Annotated in this window: 26 protein-coding genes and 1 tRNA gene; 12 read left to right on the top strand and 15 right to left on the bottom strand. The window is 61.5% G+C overall.

Features of this window, described 5'->3' with window-relative positions; translation table 11 throughout:
* Position 1: 1 nt before the first annotated feature.
* The 3 genes from GNP00_RS11600 to GNP00_RS11610 all read right to left on the bottom strand — a co-directional run bounded on the left by GNP00_RS11600 (position 2) and on the right by GNP00_RS11610 (position 1,965).
* On the bottom strand, positions 2-814 hold the full coding sequence (locus GNP00_RS11600) for a MipA/OmpV family protein (protein ID WP_011581428.1): 813 nt from the start codon (positions 812-814) through the stop codon (positions 2-4).
* 94 nt (positions 815-908) lie between these two features.
* The gene (locus GNP00_RS11605; RefSeq protein WP_011581427.1) at positions 909-1,247 is read right to left on the bottom strand and encodes an ArsR/SmtB family transcription factor; all 339 of its coding nucleotides are present in this window, start codon (positions 1,245-1,247) and stop codon (positions 909-911) included.
* 67 nt (positions 1,248-1,314) lie between these two features.
* Entirely contained in the window at positions 1,315-1,965 is a 651-nt protein-coding gene (locus GNP00_RS11610) for a winged helix-turn-helix transcriptional regulator (protein WP_166016113.1), read from the bottom strand.
* Positions 1,966-2,142: 177 nt separating this feature from the next.
* Here GNP00_RS11610 and GNP00_RS11615 point away from each other — a divergent pair, with 177 nt between their 5' ends.
* The 3 genes from GNP00_RS11615 (at position 2,143) to GNP00_RS11625 (ending at position 4,259) form a co-directional block, all read left to right on the top strand.
* Positions 2,143-3,312 carry an acyl-CoA dehydrogenase family protein gene (locus tag GNP00_RS11615; protein ID WP_011581425.1) on the top strand — a complete coding sequence of 390 codons (1,170 nt, stop codon included), beginning with the start codon at positions 2,143-2,145 and terminating at the stop codon, positions 3,310-3,312.
* Positions 3,313-3,438: 126 nt separating this feature from the next.
* Entirely contained in the window at positions 3,439-3,783 is a 345-nt protein-coding gene (locus tag GNP00_RS11620) for an ArsR/SmtB family transcription factor (RefSeq protein ID WP_041544721.1), read from the top strand.
* Entirely contained in the window at positions 3,780-4,259 is a 480-nt protein-coding gene (locus GNP00_RS11625) for an SRPBCC family protein (RefSeq protein WP_011581423.1), read from the top strand. Before GNP00_RS11620 ends, GNP00_RS11625 begins: the two co-directional genes overlap by 4 nt.
* A gap of 15 nt (positions 4,260-4,274) precedes the next feature.
* Here the strand turns inward: GNP00_RS11625 and GNP00_RS11630 are convergent, their stop codons facing one another.
* Positions 4,275-5,051, bottom strand: a complete 777-nt coding sequence (locus tag GNP00_RS11630) for a class I SAM-dependent methyltransferase (protein WP_011581422.1) — start codon at positions 5,049-5,051, stop codon at positions 4,275-4,277.
* A 92-nt stretch (positions 5,052-5,143) separates the two neighbouring features.
* Here GNP00_RS11630 and GNP00_RS23715 point away from each other — a divergent pair, with 92 nt between their 5' ends.
* From GNP00_RS23715 to GNP00_RS11650, 5 genes are all read left to right on the top strand, one after another.
* Positions 5,144-5,371, top strand: a complete 228-nt coding sequence (locus GNP00_RS23715) for a helix-turn-helix domain-containing protein (RefSeq protein ID WP_343037185.1) — start codon at positions 5,144-5,146, stop codon at positions 5,369-5,371.
* 111 nt (positions 5,372-5,482) lie between these two features.
* Entirely contained in the window at positions 5,483-5,959 is a 477-nt protein-coding gene (locus GNP00_RS23720; RefSeq protein WP_343034326.1) for an MmyB family transcriptional regulator, read from the top strand.
* 154 nt (positions 5,960-6,113) lie between these two features.
* Complete coding sequence (ypfJ, locus tag GNP00_RS11640; RefSeq protein WP_011581421.1) at positions 6,114-6,983, top strand: KPN_02809 family neutral zinc metallopeptidase; 870 nt, start codon at positions 6,114-6,116, stop codon at positions 6,981-6,983.
* 46 nt (positions 6,984-7,029) lie between these two features.
* Entirely contained in the window at positions 7,030-7,542 is a 513-nt protein-coding gene (locus GNP00_RS11645; RefSeq protein ID WP_011581420.1) for a DUF2937 family protein, read from the top strand.
* A 92-nt stretch (positions 7,543-7,634) separates the two neighbouring features.
* A complete protein-coding gene (locus GNP00_RS11650) occupies positions 7,635-9,284 on the top strand; it encodes a pilus assembly protein TadG-related protein (protein ID WP_011581419.1) in 1,650 nt (549 codons plus the stop codon).
* A 112-nt stretch (positions 9,285-9,396) separates the two neighbouring features.
* Here the strand turns inward: GNP00_RS11650 and carA are convergent, their stop codons facing one another.
* Complete coding sequence (gene carA / locus GNP00_RS11655; protein ID WP_011581418.1) at positions 9,397-10,596, bottom strand: glutamine-hydrolyzing carbamoyl-phosphate synthase small subunit; 1,200 nt, start codon at positions 10,594-10,596, stop codon at positions 9,397-9,399.
* Positions 10,597-10,886: 290 nt separating this feature from the next.
* On the opposite strand from carA, the gene GNP00_RS11660 reads away from it, so the two are divergent.
* Positions 10,887-11,336, top strand: coding sequence for a GatB/YqeY domain-containing protein (locus GNP00_RS11660; protein WP_011581417.1), 450 nt, complete (start codon positions 10,887-10,889; stop codon positions 11,334-11,336).
* 60 nt (positions 11,337-11,396) lie between these two features.
* Here the strand turns inward: GNP00_RS11660 and GNP00_RS11665 are convergent, their stop codons facing one another.
* The 4 genes from GNP00_RS11665 to GNP00_RS11680 all read right to left on the bottom strand — a co-directional run bounded on the left by GNP00_RS11665 (position 11,397) and on the right by GNP00_RS11680 (position 16,036).
* Positions 11,397-13,178, bottom strand: coding sequence for an SLC13 family permease (locus GNP00_RS11665; protein WP_011581416.1), 1,782 nt, complete (start codon positions 13,176-13,178; stop codon positions 11,397-11,399).
* Positions 13,179-13,307: 129 nt separating this feature from the next.
* Entirely contained in the window at positions 13,308-14,120 is an 813-nt protein-coding gene (locus tag GNP00_RS11670; RefSeq protein WP_011581415.1) for an ABC transporter ATP-binding protein, read from the bottom strand.
* A 42-nt stretch (positions 14,121-14,162) separates the two neighbouring features.
* The gene (locus tag GNP00_RS11675) at positions 14,163-15,191 is read right to left on the bottom strand and encodes an ABC transporter substrate-binding protein (RefSeq protein WP_011581414.1); all 1,029 of its coding nucleotides are present in this window, start codon (positions 15,189-15,191) and stop codon (positions 14,163-14,165) included.
* Between the two features lie 98 nt (positions 15,192-15,289).
* Positions 15,290-16,036, bottom strand: a complete 747-nt coding sequence (locus tag GNP00_RS11680) for an ABC transporter permease (protein WP_011581413.1) — start codon at positions 16,034-16,036, stop codon at positions 15,290-15,292.
* Between the two features lie 310 nt (positions 16,037-16,346).
* Between GNP00_RS11680 and GNP00_RS11685 the strand changes: the two genes are divergently transcribed.
* Together GNP00_RS11685 and GNP00_RS11690 are read left to right on the top strand one after the other, a co-directional pair.
* Complete coding sequence (locus tag GNP00_RS11685) at positions 16,347-16,802, top strand: pseudoazurin (protein WP_011581412.1); 456 nt, start codon at positions 16,347-16,349, stop codon at positions 16,800-16,802.
* A 173-nt stretch (positions 16,803-16,975) separates the two neighbouring features.
* Positions 16,976-17,356, top strand: coding sequence for a rhodanese-like domain-containing protein (locus GNP00_RS11690; protein ID WP_011581411.1), 381 nt, complete (start codon positions 16,976-16,978; stop codon positions 17,354-17,356).
* A gap of 121 nt (positions 17,357-17,477) precedes the next feature.
* On the opposite strand, the gene GNP00_RS11695 is transcribed toward GNP00_RS11690, so the two are convergent.
* From GNP00_RS11695 to GNP00_RS11705, 3 genes are all read right to left on the bottom strand, one after another.
* Entirely contained in the window at positions 17,478-18,635 is a 1,158-nt protein-coding gene (locus GNP00_RS11695; protein WP_011581410.1) for an AI-2E family transporter, read from the bottom strand.
* A gap of 149 nt (positions 18,636-18,784) precedes the next feature.
* Positions 18,785-19,210, bottom strand: coding sequence for a DUF983 domain-containing protein (locus GNP00_RS11700; RefSeq protein WP_011581409.1), 426 nt, complete (start codon positions 19,208-19,210; stop codon positions 18,785-18,787).
* A gap of 139 nt (positions 19,211-19,349) precedes the next feature.
* A tRNA-Ile gene (locus tag GNP00_RS11705) sits at positions 19,350-19,425 on the bottom strand.
* 161 nt (positions 19,426-19,586) lie between these two features.
* Between GNP00_RS11705 and GNP00_RS11710 the strand changes: the two genes are divergently transcribed.
* Positions 19,587-20,315, top strand: a complete 729-nt coding sequence (locus GNP00_RS11710; protein WP_011581408.1) for an SIMPL domain-containing protein — start codon at positions 19,587-19,589, stop codon at positions 20,313-20,315.
* A gap of 78 nt (positions 20,316-20,393) precedes the next feature.
* Here the strand turns inward: GNP00_RS11710 and GNP00_RS11715 are convergent, their stop codons facing one another.
* From GNP00_RS11715 to GNP00_RS11725, 3 genes are all read right to left on the bottom strand, one after another.
* Positions 20,394-20,747 (bottom strand): hypothetical protein, encoded by a 354-nt coding sequence (locus GNP00_RS11715; RefSeq protein WP_041544719.1) that lies wholly within the window; start codon positions 20,745-20,747, stop codon positions 20,394-20,396.
* 107 nt (positions 20,748-20,854) lie between these two features.
* A complete protein-coding gene (locus GNP00_RS11720; protein ID WP_011581406.1) occupies positions 20,855-21,271 on the bottom strand; it encodes a nuclear transport factor 2 family protein in 417 nt (138 codons plus the stop codon).
* Positions 21,268-21,711 (bottom strand): YcgN family cysteine cluster protein, encoded by a 444-nt coding sequence (locus GNP00_RS11725; protein WP_011581405.1) that lies wholly within the window; start codon positions 21,709-21,711, stop codon positions 21,268-21,270. The genes GNP00_RS11720 and GNP00_RS11725 overlap by 4 nt, the downstream gene beginning before the upstream one ends.
* Between the last annotated feature and the right edge of the window lie 97 nt (positions 21,712-21,808).

The raw sequence follows: 21,808 nt of genomic DNA on the forward strand, positions 1-21,808 counted from the left end.
CTTAATCCAGCGTAAAGTCGAAGCGGTAGGTGGCCGAGACGCCGACGCTGAGCTGGTTGGGCGAGCCGCGCCGCTCGACAAGCGGGGAATCGGCCGCCGGGCCCAGCAGGCGCACATATTCGGTAAAGAAGCTCGTGGTGATCTTGTCGGTGGTCTTCCAGGTGATGGCAGCACCGGCGCCGACCGATTTGATGCCGCCGCCCGGCGTGTAGCGGGGCAGGCCCGAGCGCGCGGACTCCCCGGCGCTGACGCCGTAATACGCGTCGAAATAATCGGCGCTCGCAAGGGAGAGGCGCGGGCCGCCGGATACACGAACCGTGGGCGAGAGATCGTCGAAGACATCCACGGCCACGTCCGCCACAACGCCGCTGTGGGAGCGGATGCCCCTCCTCACCTCGCCGCGCAGGCGGACATTGTCGGTGGGATAGACTTCTACGAAGCCGCCGGCCTCCACGCCGAACTTTACCGGGTCGAGACCCTTAAGGGCATCGTCCGTTTCCTCGTCCCGGCGAAAAACGAGCTTGCCGGCAATGCCTGCCCGGAACACACTGGTGTCCACAAAGCCGAAGGAAGCGCTGTCATTGCGCGAGGAGAAACGAACGGCCGAGCCCTGCCGGCCGAGCGAGATGACGGGCGAGACCTTGAAGATCCAATCCTTGGAGCCTTCAAAGCTCGGAGCCACCAGCCCCGCGGCGCCAATGGTCAGCGACCAGTCGCCGGACCAGAAATGGTTTCCGGCCTGCTGTGCTTTGGCCGCCGACGGGAAAAGGATGGAAAGCGCAGCCGCAACGGCCGCCAGACGACGCTTCGACAAAATGGACTCCGAAGACTGCAATAGATTGCCGCCGCATAGTCCGGGGATTGTAAAAATTAATTAAACTTGAATCGATTTGGGGAGGGACCCACGCTTATTTCGCGGTTGCCCGTCTTTTCATCGGGGGCAGGCCGACCGCCGTGGCGATGATCGAGTCAAGGAGGCCGGGAAAGCGCGCGTTGAGATCGGCGCGTCTGATGGTGATCAGCCGTGACGTGCCACGCGGTTCAACCCGCACGATGCCGGCTTCCCGCATCTTGGCGAGATGGTAGGTGAGATTCGATTTGGAGGTGAGGTCGGTAAGATGGGAGCAGGTCAGCGCCTTGCCGTCCTGCCGGGCAAGATCGCCCAGGATGGCTAGCCGCGTGGGGTCGCCCAAAGCAGCGAGAACGGTGGCTAGATTGATCTCCTCAACGGCCGGATGCGGCAACATGGCATCGAAAAGTAATCGATCCAGGCCGCGATGCAAGCCGGACCGACGGAACGACAGGGTAGGCGGGCTACTGCACCCGCCGGGTTTCCGGCGCGAAGGTGCTAAGTCCCAGCCATTGCTGCATGGCGCGCGCGATTTGTGGGTCGCCGATGAGTTCGAGCCTGCCTGCCTCGACCTCCTTGCGAACGATGCTCAGGCCCATCCAGACAGCCGTCATGCTGCGCAAGGAACCCGTCACGAGCAGGTCGACCTCGAAACCCGGATCGAAACCGCAGAGATCCACATTGCCCGCGTCGACCACCAGCCACCAGTTCTGCCGCGAAGGCGGAAGCTCCGGGTACTGAAATTGAATCGTACAGCGTTTCGGCGGCAGCGGCTTGGGATTGAGATTGCGCCGCATGTCCCACATGAGAAGAGACGGGTCTAGATTCTTGAGCGTCAGCTGCGATTCCACCCAGCGCTGGCCCCAGAAGCCGATGCCAAGGATGATCGGGCGCAAATCCTCTCCGGCCTCTGTGAGCCGGTATTCCATCGGGCCGGCCTGGCTCGGCGCCGTGCGGACGATCCCGGCCCGCTCCAACTCTTTGAGGCGCTTGGATAAAAGCGCGGGCGACATGCGCGGCACGCCGCGGCGTAAATCGTTGAAGCGCGTGGTGCCGCACATAAGTTCGCGGATGATGAGTGTCGTCCATCGCGAGCATAGAATTTCCGAGGCCATCGCCACCGGACAGAACTGCCCGTAACTCCCACGATCCTGCGTTGCGGTCACCCTTGGCGCCAACGGCAGAGAATACCGCAAAAGAAGCAGCGCTGGAATGGCTGCAGTACAGTTCGTGAACTAGACCGCCCCGTGGCGCTGCGCGATCCTCCAGGTCTCAAAACCGGAGGAGTAACAATGTCCACTGCTTCAATAGATACAACCGGCGACGGCGCCGCGGCGGTCTCGATCGCGAGCCCGGTCGCCATAGCCCGGGAGCTTTTGCCGACGCTCGCCGAACGGGCGGAGCGTTTCGACGAAACCGACAGCTTCGTCGCGGAGAATTACGCACTTTTAAAGGAAGCCGGGCTGGTGGAGGCCGGCGTTCCCGCCGAGCTGGGCGGCGGCGGCGCCGATGTCGCGGAACTGGCCGAAATGCTGCGCGTCATGGCGCATGCCTGCGGCTCGACCGCGCTCGCATTTTCCATGCACACTCATCAGGTTGCGATTCCGGCCTGGCGGTGGCGTCATCAGCAGGTAGCGGCGGTGGAACCGCTATTGAAACGGGTCGCGACAGAACGGCTGATCCTGCTTTCCAGCGGCGGGTCCGACTGGATCGGCGGTTCGGGAAAGGCCGTCAAGGCCGATGGCGGTTATCGGGTGACGGCGCGCAAGGTTTTCACTTCGGGCGCGGAAGCGGGCGATATACTCATGACCGGAGCCGTCTATGAAGACGAGTACGGGGTGCAGTCCGTCATTCATTTCGGCGCTCCGATGAAGTCTTCCGAAGTGAGGGTGGTGAATACCTGGCGGACGCTCGGCATGCGCGGCACCGGCTCACAGGACGTGGTGCTGGAGGAACTTTTCATCCCGGATGCGGGTGTCGCCTTCACGCGCAAGGCCGGGGAATGGCACCCGGTTTTCCAGATCATCGCCACGATCGCCTTCCCCCTGATCTATGCCGCCTATCTGGGCGTGGCCGAAAGCGCCCGCGATATCGCGATCGATCTTGCGAAGCGCAAGGAGCCGAGGCCCTACACCCTCGATCTTGCGGGGCGGATGGATACGTCGCTCAGGGCGGCACAGCTCGCGCATCGCTGGATGCTGGAGACGGTGGCGAAAAATGCACCGTCGGCGGAAAGCGTCAACGAGGTGATGATCGGGCGTTCGCTCGTCGCCGAACATGCCATCCGCACGGTCGAACTGGCGCTGGAGCTTTCCGGCGGGGCAGGCTTTTACCGGCGCAACGGGCTGGAGCGGCGGTTCAGGGATATCCAGGGCGCACGGTTCCACCCGCTGCAGACGGGACCGCAGGCGCGCTATGCCGGCGCGATTGCGCTGGGCCAGCCGGTGACGCAGATCTACTGAACGCGACGGAAAAGGGGCGGGGCGCTGCCGGTCGCAGCGCCCCGCATTCTATTGCCCGCCGACGAAACGTCCGACGAGTCATTAGTAAGCCCTTGTGCTAAGTGTTTCTTGATGATACTTAGCTTTATGGCTAAGCATTCGGGACATTTGGACGGCATTTTTCAAGCGCTTGCCGACCCTACGCGCAGGGCCGTGCTCATGCGGCTCGGCAACGGCCCGGCCAGCATCGGCGAGCTGGCAGAGCCTTTCGATATGGCGCTGCCCTCCTTCATGCGGCACATCCAGTTCCTGCAGAACAGCGGTTGGATCAACACGCGCAAGGAAGGCCGCGTGCGGATCTGCACCCTCGAAAAACAGCAGTTCGCCATTGTCGAAGATTGGCTTTCGGAGCAGCGCGCACTGTGGAACGCGCGCACCGACCGGCTCGAGCAGTTCGTGACCTCGAAACAGAACAAGGACAATTCTCGATGAGCAATTCCTTCGATCCCGCTCTCGACCTGAAGATCAGCAGGATCATCAAAGCGCCGCGATCAGCGATCTGGAATGCGTGGACGGACCCAGCGAGCTTGGAGCAATGGTGGGTGCCCGCTCCGGCCAAATGCAAGGTGGTTCAACTGGATGTGCGTCCCGGCGGATCATTCGTCACCGAAATCAGCGAAGGCGGCGGTCCCTTCGCGGCACATCTGAATGCCTGCTTCCTTGCCGCCGACGAGCTTGAGCGCATCGTCTTCACGAATGCCCTCGTAGGGGGCTGGAGACCGGCAGAGCAACCTTTCATGACGGCGATCATCACGATGCGGGATCACCCTGCCGGGACCGAATACCAGGCGCATGCGATGCATAAGAACCCAGCCGACCGAAATATGCATGAAGAGCTGGGTTTCTATGACGGCTGGGGCACGGTTACGGAGCAACTCGCGCTAATTGCGGAGCGGCGGACGCAGTAGGAAGAGTGCGGCGTCTCAAGCGATGGGCTTGACCGCCTCGAACAACGCCACGTCGATCGTGTGGCTCCCGTCCGGCTCCGTTTCGTAGTGGCGCGTCGCGATCTCGGAGACCGAGGTCTGCAGGGCGCGGATGGCCTCCACCTGGATTTTCGGCGTGTTCATGCGCTCGACCCACGACTTGAATTCGAGCCGCAGCCGGAAACGGCTGGAGGATCGGACCGGCAGGCCGGCGCGGGCAAGGGCGGCCTCCCATTCGGCGCGCGAATAATTGCGCACATGGGAACAGTCGCGCAGAAGCTCGATCGCCTGGAAGAAGGTGTCGATGATCGGGACGCCAGCGGTCACAGTATCGAGGATGATGACGCTTCCGCCGGGCTTCAGGACGCGCGCTGCCTCACGCAGGCCTGCATCGAGATCGCGCCAGTGATGGGCGCTGAAGCGGCTCAGCACTGCATCGAAGCTGTCGGCCTCGAAAGGAAGGCTCTCGGCCACGCCGCGCGCGGTGGCTATGTTGGCCAGCCCGCGCTCGCGGGCGGTGCGGCCCACCACCTCCAGCATCTCCGGCGACAGGTCGTAGGCGACCACCTCGCGCACCAGCGGGGCGATGTGGAAGGTGACGTGACCGCCGCCGCAGCCGAGATCCAGCACGCGGGCGCCGCTTTTGCCGGCCATCCTGGCGACCAGCGACTGCAGGTCCTCGCCCTGCGCATGGACGGCGCTTTTCAGATAGGCTTCAGCACGCGAGCCGAATTGGCCGCCCACCAAGGCTTCATGGCTCTTGTCACCGGACATGATTTCTTCTCCGCTGTTTGATGTCGCTTCAGTCATAGCAGCAGATTCACACCAGTTTCAGATGCAAAATTATACTGGTATAAGCCGCTACCATGATGACCGGAAGAACAGCGGAGCAGCGGCGGGAAATTGGCGATTTCGTCCGCGCGCTGAGGGAAAAGCAAAAGCCGGCGGATCTTGGGCTGGCCGCGGGCAGCCGCCGCAGGACGCCCGGCCTGCGGCGCGAGGAGGTGGCGCAGCTCTGCGGCCTCAGCGTCACCTGGTACACGTGGCTGGAGCAGGGAAGGGACATGTCGCTTTCCCCGGCGGCGCTGGCGTGATTTGCCAACGCGCTCAAGCTCGGCCGGGCGGAGCGGGCCTACCTCTTCGAGCTCTCTGGAAGGCGCGACCCGGAGCAGGGCGGCAAGGAGAAGGAGCCCATCCCGCCGGCGGTGCTTGCCACGCTGGAGAGGATCGACGCTCCTGCTTACCTGCTTGACCTCACCTGGACAGCACGCGCCTGGAACGGCGAGGCCGAACGGCTCTTCACCGGCTGGCTTGACCGGCCGGGCGACCGAAACCTCCTGCGCTTCATCTTTCTTGAACCCCAAGCGCGCTCTTTGATTCGCGATTACGAAAACCGCGCGCGGCGTGTGGTGGCGGAGTTTCGCGCCGATGTGAGCGCGCATATGGCCGACCCCGCCGTTCGGCACCTCATCGACGATCTCCGGCGGGAAAGCCAGGATTTCCAGCGCTTCTGGAACGAGCATTGGGTGCTCGGCCGCGAGGGAGGCGAGCGGACCTTCAATCACCCGAGAGACGGTTTCCAGCGTTACGAGCAGGCGACCTTCGCGGTCTCCGGCCATCCGGATCTGAAACTGACGGTGCTGATCGGCGCTCGAGACGCTACAGCCAGCCAGGTCGCTTGAAATAGACAAGTAGAACGTTGGGCAGGAAGCGAATATCAGTCCCGGAGGTGCCGAAGTACTTCCATTAATCTTTCATTCGCCGTAGACCATTATCGAAATGCCTCTATATGCCCATGGCGCCAGGGGCCGGATCGCGAAACGGAGAAAATTGCGCATGCGCTGGAGGGGCCGCCGCCAAAGCAGCAATATCGAAGATCGTCGGGGGGCCGGTGGCATGCGGCGGGGCGGACCCATCCGCTTGCCGGTCGGTGGCCGGGCTGGCGGCGGCGGGATCGGCACGATCATTATCCTCGTCATTCTCTTCTTCGGGCTGAGGGCGCTCGGCATCGACCCGCTGCAGATGCTGGAGCAGGGAACGGGACAGGTGACGACGCAGCAGGCCGGCAATGACGAAGCAAGGCAATTCGTCGGCGTGGTGCTTGCCGACACCGAGGATGTGTGGGGCCAGATCTTCCAATCGGAAGGAGCCGATTATGAGGAGCCGCCGCTTGTGCTTTTTTCAAGCCAGGTGAATTCGGCCTGCGGCTTCGCATCGGCCGCGAGCGGGCCGTTCTACTGCCCCGGAGACCGGAAGGTCTATCTCGATCTCAGCTTCTTTAACGAGCTTGCAAGGCGCTTCGATGCGGCCGGCGACTTCGCCCAGGCCTATGTGATTGCCCATGAGGTGGGGCATCATGTGCAGAACCTGACGGGCGTTTTGCCCCGCTTCAACCGTATGCGCGCCAATCTCAGCGAGGGGGAGGCCAATGCCATGTCGGTGCGCGTAGAGCTCCAGGCCGATTGTTATGCCGGGGTTTGGGCCTATCACACCAACCAGCAGGGCCTTCTGGAACAGGGCGACATCGAGGAGGCGCTGAATGCCGCCTTTCAGATTGGCGACGACACGCTGCAAAGGCGCACCCAGGGATATGTGGTGCCGGAGAGCTTCAATCACGGCACGTCGGAACAGCGGAGCCGGTGGTTCAGGCGCGGATTCGAAAGCGGCAATCCCACGGATTGCGATACGTTCAATGGGCCCATCTGAGTTTGTGGCGGCTGTTGATTTTGGCTGATCTTATGGGGGAATCGAAATGGTGAGGCCTGGCACGATCGCCGCCGTCCTGACGTCGCTTGCCGCCGGCATGGCAACATCCCAGGCTCCCGAGTTCGCACAGCAATACAGGCAGCGGCTCGAAGGTGCACGGCAGGAGCTCACCCGGGTGGTGGGCGAGTTCGATGAGGACGCCAGCCGCAATGATCTCGATCGCCAACGGGCGCTGGCGCTCCAGGAAACGTCGCAAGAAGCCTTCATACGTGATCGTGCGCAATCCATGCGCAGGGTGATTGCGCGCGCGGAACATCTCGACCAGCAGGCGGCCAGGCTCGCTGAGCTACCACGCGTCCTCCGACCTGTCGCGGTGATCACTGACCCGGACGGCACGGTCTTCGCGGGCACAATGCGCGATTTCGAGCCAGCCGTGCCGCTCACGAGCCATGGATTGATCTGGACCGCGGTCGGTCTTCTCCTGGGTTTCGGCTTCTTCCGCCTGATCACGTTGCCGTTTCGCAGGCGGCGCACCAAGCCGGCAGAAGCACGCCAGTAAATGGCAAATTCGATTCAAGTTGATCGCCTGCGCTAAGAAGCATTTAAGTACTGTCGGATAGCGTGCCCAGCGCAACGGGAAGTTGTGGGGCTATGCTATCCATCAGAAGGCTTCGTTCGGCGTGTTCTGCCCTCTGCCGGGACCGCAGAGGCAATTTTGCCGTAATTCTGGCTCTGTCCGCGCTGCCGGTTTTCGGCGCTGCCGGACTCGCGGTCGACTATACCAATATGAGCCGCACCCGATCTGAACTGCAGAATGCACTCGATGCCGCCGTGCTTGCCGTGGCCCAGCGCGGGGACAAGATCTCCGATGCGGAGGCCCGCAGCATAGCGGCGTCCTTCCTGACGGGAAATCTCTCCTCCGCCTATAAGAACATGGCGGTGGAGCGGAACGGCACCTCGGTCAAATTGTCGGCTGAGGCAACCATGCCGCTCAGCTTCGGCGGGCTGATCGGCCGGAAGGAGGCTACTGTCGGTGCTTCGTCGACCGCAGATATGGCCTTTGCCTATTATGAAATCGCACTGGTGCTGGATACCACCGGCTCCATGCGCGGTGGCAAGCTGCAGGCCATGAAGGAGGCCGTCAACGGGCTGATCGACGATCTCTCGTCGCGGGTGACCGATAAAGAGCGGCTTAAATTCGCGCTGGTTCCGTTTGCGTCCTTCGTGAATGTGGGGCCGCAGTTCGGGCCGGAGTTCGACAGGAACGGAAGGATTGTGCCCGGGACCGGTGCGGACTGGCTGGATCTGCAGGGGATCAGTCCTATTTCGCAGCTGGACTTGTTGCCGGGCCTTAGCCGCTTTGAAGTTGCTCACCATCTCGGCCAGGACTGGAAGGGCTGCGTGGAGACGCGAATGCCCACAAGTAGCTCCGCCTATGACGTGGACGACGCGCCTGTCGTGGCAACGGACCGGTACAGCCTCTTCGTCCCCACCTTCGCGATCGACGAGCCGGACGGCGGCCGACTCTACGCCAACAACTATATTGCCTCCAATACATCAGCGTTCGGAAACTCGGCCGTAGCGATAGCGCGGAGGCTGCTGAGATATGGGCTCGATGACGCTGCCCAGGCGGCTTTGACCGGCGCGACAAACCTGATCGGCCTCGATATCAGGCCGGAAAGGTGGCGGAAGGTCGAGCATGAGTACAGCGATGGAAGGGGCCCTGCCTATGGGTGTCTCTCACGGCCGATAACGCCGCTTTCAAATGACTATGCTGCCCTGAAAAGGGAGGTCTCTCGGTTCACCGCCGACGGCAACACGAATATCATGGAGGGAGTTGCCTGGGGCATGCGGGTGCTCTCGCCCCGGGAACCCTTTACCGAGGGAAAAGAGCCGGCAAGCGATGTCGAGAAGATCATGATCGTATTGACCGACGGCGCGAACAATATGGGCCTGTCAAACAACAGAAACCACGCGCTCGGCTCTTCCTATTCGAGCTTCGGCTATCTCGTGGAGGACCGTCTTACGCGCGAGCGCAGCCAGCGCCGGGTGACGGAGGAGATGAACAGGCGGACTCTTGCGGCCTGTGAAAATGCAAAGCGGGAATATACGCCCAGCAAGGAAGACGATGTCACCATTTACACAATCCGGCTCGAGGAGCCGGACGTGGCGACCGGCACACTGCTGCAGGAATGCGCGACCGGCCCCGGCTACTACTTCGATTCGCCCTCGCGTACGCAGCTCAACGCCATTTTCAAGGAAATCCGCGACGGGATTACAAAGCTGAGGCTTTCCTTCTGAGGGACTAGGAACCCCTCTTTGCTCAAAACGGCTGGCGATGCGCTGACGCCTATCCTTTAGCCGAAACAAAAAAGGCGGCCCGGAGGCCGCCTTCTTGATGAGAAGTTCGCTCTCAGCGCTCTGCCAGCGCCGGCTCGCCCTTCTTCTCGCGCACCAGATTGATGAATCGGCGGAAAAGGTAATGCGAGTCCTGCGGGCCGGGGGAGGCTTCCGGATGATGCTGCACCGAGAAAACCGGCCGGCCGGCGAGGCTGATGCCGCAATTGGAGCCGTCGAAAAGGGAGACATGCGTCTCCTCCACTCCTTCCGGCAGGCTATCGCTATCGACGGCAAAGCCGTGATTCATGGACACGATTTCCACCTTGCCGGTGGTGAAATCCTTGACGGGGTGATTGGCGCCGTGATGGCCCTGATGCATTTTGACCGTCCTGGCGCCCAGCGCCAGAGCCAACATTTGATGGCCCAGGCAAATGCCGAAAACCGGGGTCTCCGTCTTGAGCAATTCACGGATCATGGGCACGGCGTATGCGCCCGTGGCCGCAGGATCGCCGGGGCCGTTCGACAGGAACACGCCGTCAGGCCGCATGGCCAGAATATCCTCGGCGGAAGCGGTGGCCGGCACGACGGTGACCTTTGCGCCCAGGCTGGACAGCATTCGCAGGATATTGCGCTTCACGCCGTAATCGACGGTGACGATGTGATAGGGCGTCTCGCGGGCCTCGGCATAGCCCTCGCTCCAGACCCAGGGGGTCTCAGTCCAAGTGGACGACTGGCCGGAGGTGACGACCTTGGCCAGATCGAGCCCTACAAGACCACCCCATTCGCTGGCTTCCTTCTTCAGCGCTTCCACATCGAAGCGCCCGTCCGGCGCGTGGGCGATAACGGCATTGGCAGCGCCTTTCTCGCGAAGGAGGGAGGTGAGCGCGCGCGTGTCGATGCCGGCAAGCGCCACGATACCGCGCCGCTTCAGCCAGCGGTCAAGATGCTCTCCCGCGCGGTAGTTGGACGGATCGGTGACGTCGGCCTTGAAGATCGCGCCGACAGCACCGGCGCGCGCGGCGGGATTGAGATCCTCGATATCCTCGTCATTGGTGCCCACATTCCCGATATGCGGGAAGGTGAAGGTGACGATCTGGCCCGCATAGGACGGGTCGGTGAGAATCTCCTGATATCCGGTCAAGGCAGTGTTGAAGCACACCTCGCCCACCGCCGAGCCGGCCGCACCCAGGCCTCGGCCCTCGATCACCGTGCCGTCGGCCAGGACCAGAAGTGCCGTCGGCCTGGTTTCACTCCAAGGCGCGGTTGATGCCATGTCGCTCTCCTCATTACTCTCGCAGGGCTTGAAAAAAGGCCCGTGGCAGGCCATATGGCGCACGAAATGCCGACTGCGACGGCTAAACCGCAACCTTCGCCCGCGCGCCACATTTAATGTCGATGCAGGCGGCGGACAATAGGAAACAGCCGGGATGCGGTCAATTGCCCATCCAACAAGCTCGCGCGATTATTTATCGCAATTCTTCCAGCTACTTAGCCGGGAAGAAAGGGTTTGCCTCGCAAGCATGTCGGCGCTATGGTCGCGCACGCGACGGGAGATATAATGCCATGCGCGAGAAAATCGCTCAGGCGCTAAAAGACGCATTAAAGCAACAGGATAAGCGGCGAATTTCAACGCTGCGCCTGATTCAGACAGCCATCAAGGACCGCGATACCGCCAACCGCGATTCCGGAAAAGATCCGGTCAGCGATGCGGAGATTCTCGATGTTCTGATTCGCATGATGAAGCAGCGGAAGGAGTCCGCGCGGAGCTTCGAGGAGGGCAACCGCCTCGAACTTGCCGAGCAGGAGCGCCAGGAAATCGGGATCATCAACGAGTTCCTGCCCAAGACTCTTGGGGAAGACGATATGAAGAAGGCTTGCGCGCAGGTGGTGCAGGAGATCGGCGCGGGCGGCCTTCGCGACATGCGCCGCTGCATGAACGAGCTGCAGAAGAAATTCCCCGGGCAGATGGACTTGGGCAAGGCGAGCGGCATCGTCAAAGGCATGCTCCAGTAGATTCGAGGGCAGGGAATCCGCCTGCCCATCCCACGGGTGCATGGTTGGTGCGCCGATCCTCTATTGCAGCGGCCAGACCACCATCAGCGTCGGCACCGCGACCAGAATAACGATGATCGAGAGGGGAAGGCCGAGCCGCGGATAGTCGGAGAAGCGGTAGCCGCCGGGACCCATGACCAGTGTATTGCACTGATGGCCGATGGGGGTGAGGAAGTCGCAACCGGCGCCGATGGCGATGGCCATCAGGAAAGCTTCCGGCCTGTAGCCGAGGGTGGTGGCGAAGCCGGCGGCAATCGGCGCCATTACGAGCACCGTCGCGGCGTTGTTGAGGAACGGGGTGACCGCCATGGCCGCCACCATGATGAGCGCCAGAGCGCCGTAGCTGGGCAGAAGCGCGCCGATACCTGCAAGATTCGAGGCTATGATGTCGGTCGCGCCCGTGGCGCGCAGCGTATCGCTGACCGGGATGAGTGTGGCAAGCATCACCAGGATGGGACCGTCGATCGCGCTATATACATTGCGCACGGGGATGACGCGGAAAAGCACCATCATTACGGCGGCCGTGAAGAAGGCGAGATGCACGGGCACAGCGCCGATGGCGGTGGCGCCGATGGCGGCAAACAGGATGAGAAGGGGGACCACACCACGCCGCACACTGCCCAGCAGCAGGGGGCGCTCGGCCAACGGCAGCAAACCGAAATCGCGCAGGAACTCCGGCAGGGACTTCTGGTTGCCCTGAAGCACGACCACATCGCCAAGGCGCAGGGTGATCGTGCCCACGCGCTGGTTGAGGCGCTCGCCCTGGCGGCTCACCGCTAGCAGATTCACATTGAACCGGTCGTAGAGCAGGAGCGACTGGGCCGACCAGCCGATGAGATTTGAGTTTTCGCCGACGACAGCCTCGATGGCCGTGACCTCGAAGGCGGGATCACCGCCATTTGCCACGTCCCTGTCACTCGAAATCTTCAGCTTGGCCTGGGCGATGAGGCGATCGAGCGCTTCGTGCTCGCCTTCCATGAGCAGGATATCGCCGTCGCGCAGCACCGCATCCGGCAGCGGCGCAATGCGCAGGCCGTCGGCGCGCAGGACGTTTGTGATGGCAACGTCCCCGGCCGAGATCTTGAGGAGGTCGCCAAGCGTCTTGTTGACCACCGTGGATTCCTTCGCCACCCGGGCTTCGGCCACGTAATTCTTGATGACGATCGCTTCCTGGAGAGAGCTGTCCTTGCGCTCACGCGTCGGCAGGAGCCAATAGAATAGAATGAGAAAAATGGAACCCGCGATGGTGAGCGCGAAGCCCACCGGCGTGAAATCGAACATCGTGAAAGGCGTGCCGGTGATGTCGCCGCGCAGGCGGGATACCAGGATGTTGGGTGAGGTGCCGATCTGGGTCATCAGCCCGCCCAGCAGGGACGCAAAGGCCATCGGCATCAGGAAAGTGGAAGCGCTGGTATTCGAGCGCCGCGCGAATTGGAACGCGACCGGGATCATGATCGCCAGCGCCCCGATATTTTTCACGAAAGCCGACATGAAGGCGACGGTGAGCACCAGCAGCGCCACCTGAGCGCGCACCGACGTTACTGTTGGTGCATAGCGGTGGATGGTCAGTTCAAGGATGCCGCTGCGCGCCACCGCCGCGCTGACCAGGAGCGCGCTGCCGACAATGATGACGATGTCGTCGCTGAAGCCGCTGAAGGCGCGATCGACCGGCACGATGCCGACCGCAACGCCCGCCAGGAGGGCGAGCGCGCCGACAAGGTCATAGCGGAAGCGGCCCCATATGAAGGCCGCCATGGCCAGGCCGATCACCGTGAAGGAGAGGATCTGCGGCAACGTAAGCATCAGAAGCTTTGTCGATGAGCCATGGAACCAGCATGTGTCATTTCGTTTCTGCCGCCGCAAATACCGTTTAATAAAAAACTGCGCATCTGTCCGCTCGAACTTTGCGACGCCGCATTCCCCGGCTGCTGGTCAGGTCTCGCCAACGTAGAAATCCGAAGAGGGATCCCTTACCACCATGTCACGAATGCGGTTCCAGAGATATTGCCTCAACTCGACATAATCGCGCTGCATCTTGATATCATCGTTCCAGCGCGGCCGCGGCAACGGCACCTCGATCGTTTCGACGATGCGCCCCGGCCGGGGCCCCATCAGAACGATCCGATCTGCCATGATGATCGCCTCGTCGACGCTGTGGGTGACGAAGAGCACAATTCCCCTGCGCGCCGACCAGAGCCGCATCATCTCCATCTGCATCAGCTCTCTCACCTGAGCGTCGAGGCTGGCGAATGGTTCGTCCATCAGGAGGATCTCGGGCTCTGTCGCGAGCGCGCGTGCAAGCGCGGCGCGCTGCTTCATTCCTCCTGAAAGCTCGTGCGGATAAACGTCAGCAAAGCGTGAGAGGCCCACGAGCTTCAGATAATATTCCACGCGGTCGTTCCGCTCGGCCTTATCGATGCCCTGCAGCGACAGGCCAAATCCGACATTGTTTCGGACTGTCAGCCAGGGAACAAGGCGGAACGACTGAAAGACGAAGCCGATGCGCGGCCCCGGCTTCGGCGGCTCCCCAAACACGAGCACACGGCCCGAATCCGGCTGGATGAGCCCGTTGATCATCCTGAGGAGCGTGGTTTTTCCGCAGCCGGACGGGCCCAGCAGCGTAACGAAGCTGTTGGCCGGAAGATCCAGGGAGACGTCTTTGAGCGCCTCCACCGGGGCCAAATCCTTCGCCCGCTGGAAAGTCTTCGATACGCTGGAAACGATAACCGATGGCGCCGGGCTCATGACACCGCCACTGGCCGCCGGGCCCGCCTGATCATCTGACCGCTAGCGAACAGGCTGATCTGCTCCTTCAGCCTTTCCGAGCTTTTGAAGCGCTTCGTCGATGACGGAAAAATCCACCCAATCCTCAAGACTGACTTTCTGCACGCCTTCGAAGTCGGGGCTCTCGTAAGCCCATTGCGCGGTATACTCCAATTCCTCGCGGTTCAGGCCGCCATTGACGCTCCAGCTATCGGTAAATGCTTCGGCGAGCGCTTCCAAGTCGTTCCGGCTGACATCGTCGCGCGCTTTTGCCATGGCATCGACCCATTTGGCGGAATCTGCTGCGAAATCGCGCGAAGCGGCGATGAGGGCCCGGGTTACGGCCACAACCTCGTCTCGGCGCTTTTGCAGCACCTCGTCGGTAACGACGTTCACCTTCTGGACGACCGGCGCCGCCGAGTAGTAGTCATCCTGATCGATCAGGACGTGCAGTCCGTCCTTGTCCGGCAGGGAAAGCCACACGCCGATCGAAATGGTCGTCGCGTCCACCTGCCCGGCGGCAAGCGCCTGAGCGCGGACATTCGGCTGCCCGATCCCGACGAAGCCAAGTCTTTCCGTATTCACGCCCTTGGTTTGCAATACCTTGGTGCTCAGGGTGTGATCCAGGCTGCCAAGCCGCCCGATGGCAAAATTCCGGCCGGAAAGCTGATCCGGCGTTCTGATCTCGGATTTCGAGGCGATGAGAAAAGGAAGCGATTTGTTGGGCGAGACCACCGCCTTGATCCCCAATTGATCCCGCGCGACGAGCTGCAGCGCGGAATCGATCGAAATATTGGCCATGTCGCCTTCGCCGGCACGCAACGCTGCGAGCGCCGACGGCGTCTGCTGCACACGTACCAGCTCGACATCGACGCCCTCGCGCTCGAAATAGCCAAGCTCCGCCGCCAAATCCATCACCGAATTTGGAACGAGCGGCGCCACGAGGTCGGTGACGATCAGGCGAAAAGGCTCCGCCGCAGCACCTTGCGTGAACATCTGAAAAGCCGCCGCGGCAAAAAAAGCCAGCCTTAGGCAACGGTTCGACCTGGGCATTGGATTTCCCCTCCTAGGCAGTAAAGCGTGAACGGCTCAAGCCTCGATAAAACAATCATTGAACTTATGGCAAGCGCCTCGCCCGCAAAATGCAAGCCTCAGTTCCCGGCGGTGACGCGCCAGCGGCCCGACCAGGCTTCGAGCGCCCTCAGGCCTTGGCTCACGAGACCGCCGATGAGCGCCAGCGCCAGCACCACGACGAAATAGCGGGCCATCTGAAACGTGTTTCCATAAAGCGCTAGCAACCCGCCCAACCCGCTGGCGGCCGTGTAGAGCTCGGCAACGACCGTGTTGATCAATCCGATTGTGGCACCGATCCGCAGCCCCATCACCACGAAGCCGAGCGCGCCTGGAAGCATGATGCGCCAATAGATCTGAGAGCGCGTCGCGCCCATCGAGCGCGCCATTTCGATGAGCTCGGCATCGCTGTTGAGGATGCCGGAATAGGTGCCGATCAGGATGGGAATAACGGCGCCGAGAAAGACGACCGCGATCTTGGCCTCAGGACCGAGACCAAGAAAAAGGATGATAAGCGGGATGAAGGCCACGCGCGGGGTCGCCATAAGCGCGCTTACATAGATGTCCAGGGTGCGGCCGAGATCGCGTATGCCGCCCATCAGCATTCCGATTGGAATGCCAACGATGACAGCCAGTAGGTAGCCGGTGAAATAAATGGTCAGGCTGCTGAGCAGCGGCTCGGAAATTTTCCCGTCGCGCATCAATTCGAGCGCGGCCGATGCCGTGCTGAGCGGCGTCGGGACCAGGTTCGGGCCGACCGCGAACGATGCGGCCCACCAGATGAAAAGAAAAAGCGCGAGGGCCAGGAGGCGATAGAGGGTTATCATAAGAGCTGCGAATCCGGCGCGCAGTAGCGCTTTTCAGGCTGCATGAGGCGCATTGAGCAGAAATGCGGTCCATACGTCCAGCTCAAAAGTAATATCGGGCGCGAGCGGCGGGAGATCTGTTTGGCCCCAGGAGTGTTGGTGGCGCAGGTGTCGTTCAGCTGAGGTTGCCGGGTGCGCATCAATGTTCGCCTTTATGGCCGGAACGCTTGACACGGCCTCCAGGTTTGGCTTTCCAAGAAGCGGTGGCGGGCCTGAAAGAGCGAAGAAGAGCCGCGTTGATTAGTCCTGCTGGGCAGGAAAAGGAGTGAAAATGCTGAGGATCGGGACGATTGTGGTTGCTGCGTCTCTTGCAGGGATGGCTTTCAGCCTTCCGGCAGTTGCGGCGGACCACGAAATAAAAATGCTCAACAAGGGCGCGGATGGCGAGGCGATGGCCTTTGAACCCGCCTTTTTGAAAATTGCACCGGGCGACACCGTCACCTTCGTCGCCACCGATAAGGGGCACAACTCGGAAACCATAAAGGGCATGGCCCCCGAGGGAGCCGAGACGTGGAAGGGCAAGATCAACGAGGAGATCAAGGTCACATTCGATCAGGAGGGAGTCTACGGCTTCCGGTGCCTGCCGCATTTCGGCATGGGGATGGTCGGGCTGATACAGGTTGGCGATAATCCCGCCAACCTCGAAGAAGCAAAGGGCGTCAAACTGCCGAACAAGGCAGCCAAGCGGATGGCCGGCTACTTTGAGCAGGTCTCAGCTACGCAGTAGGTGTTTTCGCCTCCCGGCGTGACTACGCCGGGAGGCATTCGCCGGTGACCGCGCTTTGTCGGCTGTCTTTTAGAGCCCAATAGAGTTTCTTTCCTCCCGCGCTAACAAAGCGCCATCTGCCCTGTCCGCCCTTGATGGTGTATGCTGAATTCCCGGCTATCAGGGAGGAGACGATGGCTACCAGCGTTAAGGAATTGATGTCGGCCGCCAATTCAGCGGTTCCGAAGATTTCGGCTGATGAGGCACGTAAGCTTATCTCGGAAGAGAATGCGCTTCTCGTTGACGTGCGTGACGCTCCCGAACTGCAGGCAAGCGGAAAGATCAAGGATGCCCTCCACGTCTCGCGGGGCATGCTGGAATTCCGCGCCGATGCGGACACCCCGTATTACAACGCGGAGTTCAGAAAGGATCGTCCTGTCATTCTTTATTGCGCCTCGGGCGGGAGATCGGCCCTAAGCGGCAAAGCGCTAAAGGACATGGGATACGAGAGAGTTTACAATCTCGGCAGTTTCAAGGATTGGGCCGAGAACGGCGGCGACGTGGAACAGATGTGAACCTGAATTCCGTGGGTTCCTCGGCCGGGCAGGCCGGTGTCTGCTCGGCCATCCTTAGTGAGTCGATTGAGGATCGCGATTAATTGCGGTTTTGATGCTGCAAGACCGGTGCCCCAAAGCACTACCTGCGGATTTTCGCAGTTTCGGCTACGTCCTCTTCCACGACGACCTGACCTTGAGCCGCCAGGAAGTTTCCGACATGGCGGAGCCCGTCGAAATGATCGCAGAAGACTTTCACGACAACCAAAAGGGGCACTGCAATCAGCGCCCCGACAATTCCCCATAACCACGACCAGAATGCCACCGCGATGAAAATGGCGACTGCATTGAGCTCGAGTCGTCTGCCGAGGACGAGGGGCGTTACGAACTGACCCTCAAGAGTGTTGCAGAGCGCCACGTAGAGCGGCGGCAGCATCGCAAAATAAAGACTTTCGAAAGTGACGAGGGAAATGATCGCAACCAAACCGAAGGTAACGATCGCGCCCACATATGGAAGAAAGTTAAGCACGGCAGCCGCAACGCCCCACACCAGCGCGTTGGGCACGCCGAGGCCCCACAGGCCGATTCCCACTGTCACGCCAAGGGCACTGTTGATGAGCGCGATCGTCAACAGGTAGCGCGAAACTTCCCGCTCGACATCAAACACGATGCGCAGCGCCCGCTTCTTATCGCTCAGCGCGCCGAAGGACTGCACGATCTTTTCATAGAACAGGGTTCCCGATGCCAGCAGGAAAAGCGTCAGAACCAGGGTGATACCGACTGTCGTGGCGACCGAAAGCAGATTTCCTGCCGCGCGCGAAATGATGCCGGGCTGTGCGATGACGACCCTCTGAACGCCGGGTTCATCTGCCGCCTCCGTCGCTTCCTTGATCTGCTCGGACGCCTCCATCACATCTTCGAGCGGGCGGCGAAGCTCGGCGACGCGCTGGCGCAGCTCAGATCCGATCCGGGGAGCGTCATCAACCAACTCGATAACGGGGCCGCTCATCGCGTATCCGAGCATGCCAATCGCGCTCCACGACGCGAACACCAAAAGCGTTGCCGAAAGAGCTGCGGGAATTCCACGCTTACCCAAAAAGCGGACGATCGGCGTGAGCGTCATCGCCATGAGAAAGGCGATGACGACCGGCATGAAAAAGTCGCGTGCAAAATAGAGGCCGGCCACAAAAAGGATGAGGAAGACGCCGACGAGCAAGTAGCGGATTGCGCGGGTCTCGTAAGAAGAGTCCCCGTCGTGATCCTGTCCTTCGGTGGCCTTTCCTCCCGAATGGGCCGCCACGAGAACCCCTCCCAGAAACCTGAAGCACGCTGCTTCCGATTTTGCCGAACGCCAAAGCTCGTCGGCAGTTCCAACCGGTGGCGTTGCGCCTTAGGCCGGGAGCTTCGAAGGGTTGCCTCTCCCTTGACGAGCTTAGCGGGCGATCGTCATCAATCGGTGTCGCCTTTGTCCTCGCCTTGCGGTGTTGCCGCATGCCGCTGCCGGTCGATAACGCCTTGCTCTGCCTTGTGGAAATATTGGGAGCAGACGAGCCAGCCTTTCAGGGGCCGGAGCAAAAGCAGGCATGCGCCCACCGTAACCGGCAAAGTGGTGAAGAGATGCGCCCAAATGGGCGGCTCGAAGGTGAATTGGAACCAAAGGGCAAAGGCAAGGGCAGGGACGGCGGCGATGCTCATGGCGAAGAATGCCGGCCCGTCCGCAGGGTCGGCAAAGCTGAAATCCAGGCCGCAGACCTCGCATCGCTGCGCCAGCTTCAAATATCCGTCGAACAGATGGCCTTCCTGGCATCGAGGACACCTTCCTCTAATGCCGGTTATCGCCGGGATCTCGGTCTGGTTGTATTTGGGAGCGCTCATCAGGACACCTGAACCATAACCACTAAATTCGAGTTTTGGTTCCTAGGCCGGGCCGTGTCCATTCTACATTTTGGCGCGCGGCGAATGAGGGAGAGGCATCGATGGCGAAACACCAGATCACGTGTTGAAAACGTTGTTCTGGTGGGCCCGGAGGGACTCGAACCCCCAACCAAGCGGTTATGAGCCGCCGGCTCTAACCATTGAGCTACAGGCCCGGTGACGCTCAATTAGTGGGTTTTCGCGCAAGGCACAAGGCCAGAGAGCCTTGATTGGATCTCCTCCACCGAAACCTTCGAGCAAGGCAATGTCTCGGCGCCGCAATCGGTTCATAATCGGCATTTACTGAGATTCGCATCAACAACTCGAGGAGATTGCCATGACCCGATCCTTCATTCCGCTGGCGCTTGCCGCCTCATTTTTGGCGGTGCTGCCGGCGGGAGCGCAGGAGCAAGACAGAGAGCCGAGAATTTCGGTTACAGGGGAGGGGAAGGCCAATGTCGCCCCTGACATGGCTGTCATCAATCTCGCCGTGGTGCGCGAGGCTGCGACCGCCCGCGAGGCGATGGACGCGAACAACCAGGCCATGGTGGCCGTGATCGCGGCGCTGAAGGAGGCAGGCATCGCGGAGCGCGACCTGCAAACCAGCGGGCTCTCGATCGAGCCGCGTTATGTCTATCCAAACGACCAGAATGGCGAGAAAGAGCCGCGCATTACGGGATATCAGGTGACGAACGGGCTTACCGTGCGCATCCGGGACCTGAAGAGAGTTGGCGAGATCCTCGACCGCTCGGTCACGCTTGGCGTCAATCAGGGTGGTTATATTTCTTTCACCAATGACGATCCTTCCGCTGCGATGAACGACGCCCGCAAGCGCGCGGTGGAAGATGCCATTTCCAAAGCCCGTACGTTGGCGGAAGCGGCAGGCGTGAAGCTGGGCGACGTGGTGCAAATCTCCGAAAACATGGTTGGAACACCGCCGCCCCGGCCGCTCGGCGCCAAGATGATGCGGATGGAAGCGGATCAGGCGGTCTCCGTGCCGGTCGAGGCTGGCGAAAGCACTTATACGGTGCAGGTCAACATCACCTATGAGCTGGACCAGCAATAGGAAACGCTCAAAAAAATCAAAACGCCGCCGGGAGACCGGCGGCGTTTCTCTTTTGAAGCGGCGTCTTCTCAGCGACGGTCAGCGTGCGCGAATCACCGGGCAATGCGGCGCGCGGGCGAAGACGATGCTCCCCCGGTCGTAACGCGTGCGGCCCGTCACGCGAATCGTGTTGCGGTTTGCCCGCTGGACGCGCACATCGCGCAGCCCCATCCGGTATGCCTTTTGCACCGCGTCGCGCGGGCTGCAGGACCTCGCCCGGCGCGGACGGTGGCGATCGCGGCGATCGTGGTCGCGGATATAAATGCCGGCGCGGGCATCTCCGCCGCCAAAGCTGAAATAGATCCCGTCGGCGTGGGCCGCCGCCGGCATTGAAGCCAGGGCACCGAGACCCACAATGGCGGAAAGTGCGGCGATCTTGATTTTTCGAAACATGAGGCTCTCCATTATCCGTGGCAATCGCCGAGGCGAATGAGAGCACAGTGCCAGCGCGCTCCTGAACGGGGAGCCAATCCACCATTCATTTTCGGTTCAGGCTGGGATCAATCCGCCCGAAGCGCCGCCGACAGTCGCGCAGGATCGCAGCAGACCGTGACGCGGGAGATCAGGCCCTCGTCGTCGATATCGAAGAAAAGGCCGGCGGCCATGCGGAAGGGCTGACCGCGCGCAGGGGGAAAGCCAGGAAGGGTGGCAAGGTAAGTGCCGATCAGCGTGAACTCGGCCGCCGCGCGAAAGCCGCCGGCGGCTGTCATGATGGCGATGTCCTTCGCTTCCGCCTGAAGGAAACGAAACAGGTTCGCAAGCTGCCAGCGCGCCTTATCGGCCCCGATCTCACGCGCAGCTGAGGGAATATCGACGGCCACATCTTCCGAAAGGCAGGCCATCATGGCTTCGACGTCCCGCGCGTTGAAGCTTGCGAGGGCGCGGGCGATCAGGGCCCCGGTTTCCGTTGCGCTCATGGCTCTTCCTCCAGAAGATGCTGAAAATATTCTTCCACGTCTGCAAGCTGGTCCTCCAGCGCGCTGACACGGTTACGCATGGATATTCCAGCCTCGTGTACCGTTTCCGCCCGGCCCGAGACGAGCGGATGCCACCAGGGAAGATCCTTCCCTTCCGCCAGCAGCCGGTAGGCGCAGGTGGAGGGAAGCCAGGTGATCTCGCCGACATTTGCGGGAGTGAGGCGCACGCAGTCGGGAACGCGCGCGAGCCGGCCCGCATAATCGGTGCAGCGGCACGTGCCGGCGTCGAACAGGCGGCAGGCTACGCTGGTCCAGTGAATCTCGCCGGTATCCTCATCCTCCAGCTTGGCAAGGCAGCATTTGCCGCAGCCGTCACAGAGGGATTCCCACTCGGCTTCGCTCATCGCCAGGAGCGGCTTGTTTTTCCAGAAGGGTTCCATCGCTTTCGATGTGGCCCTGTGGACGACGAAGGTCAAGCGCGCAATGGCCTTCTTTCTGCCGCTTCCGGGAACCAAGCGGGAAATCGCAGATTTACCC

The organism is Chelativorans multitrophicus (genome assembly GCF_011317445.1).
Lineage (GTDB): Bacteria > Pseudomonadota > Alphaproteobacteria > Rhizobiales > Rhizobiaceae > Chelativorans > Chelativorans multitrophicus.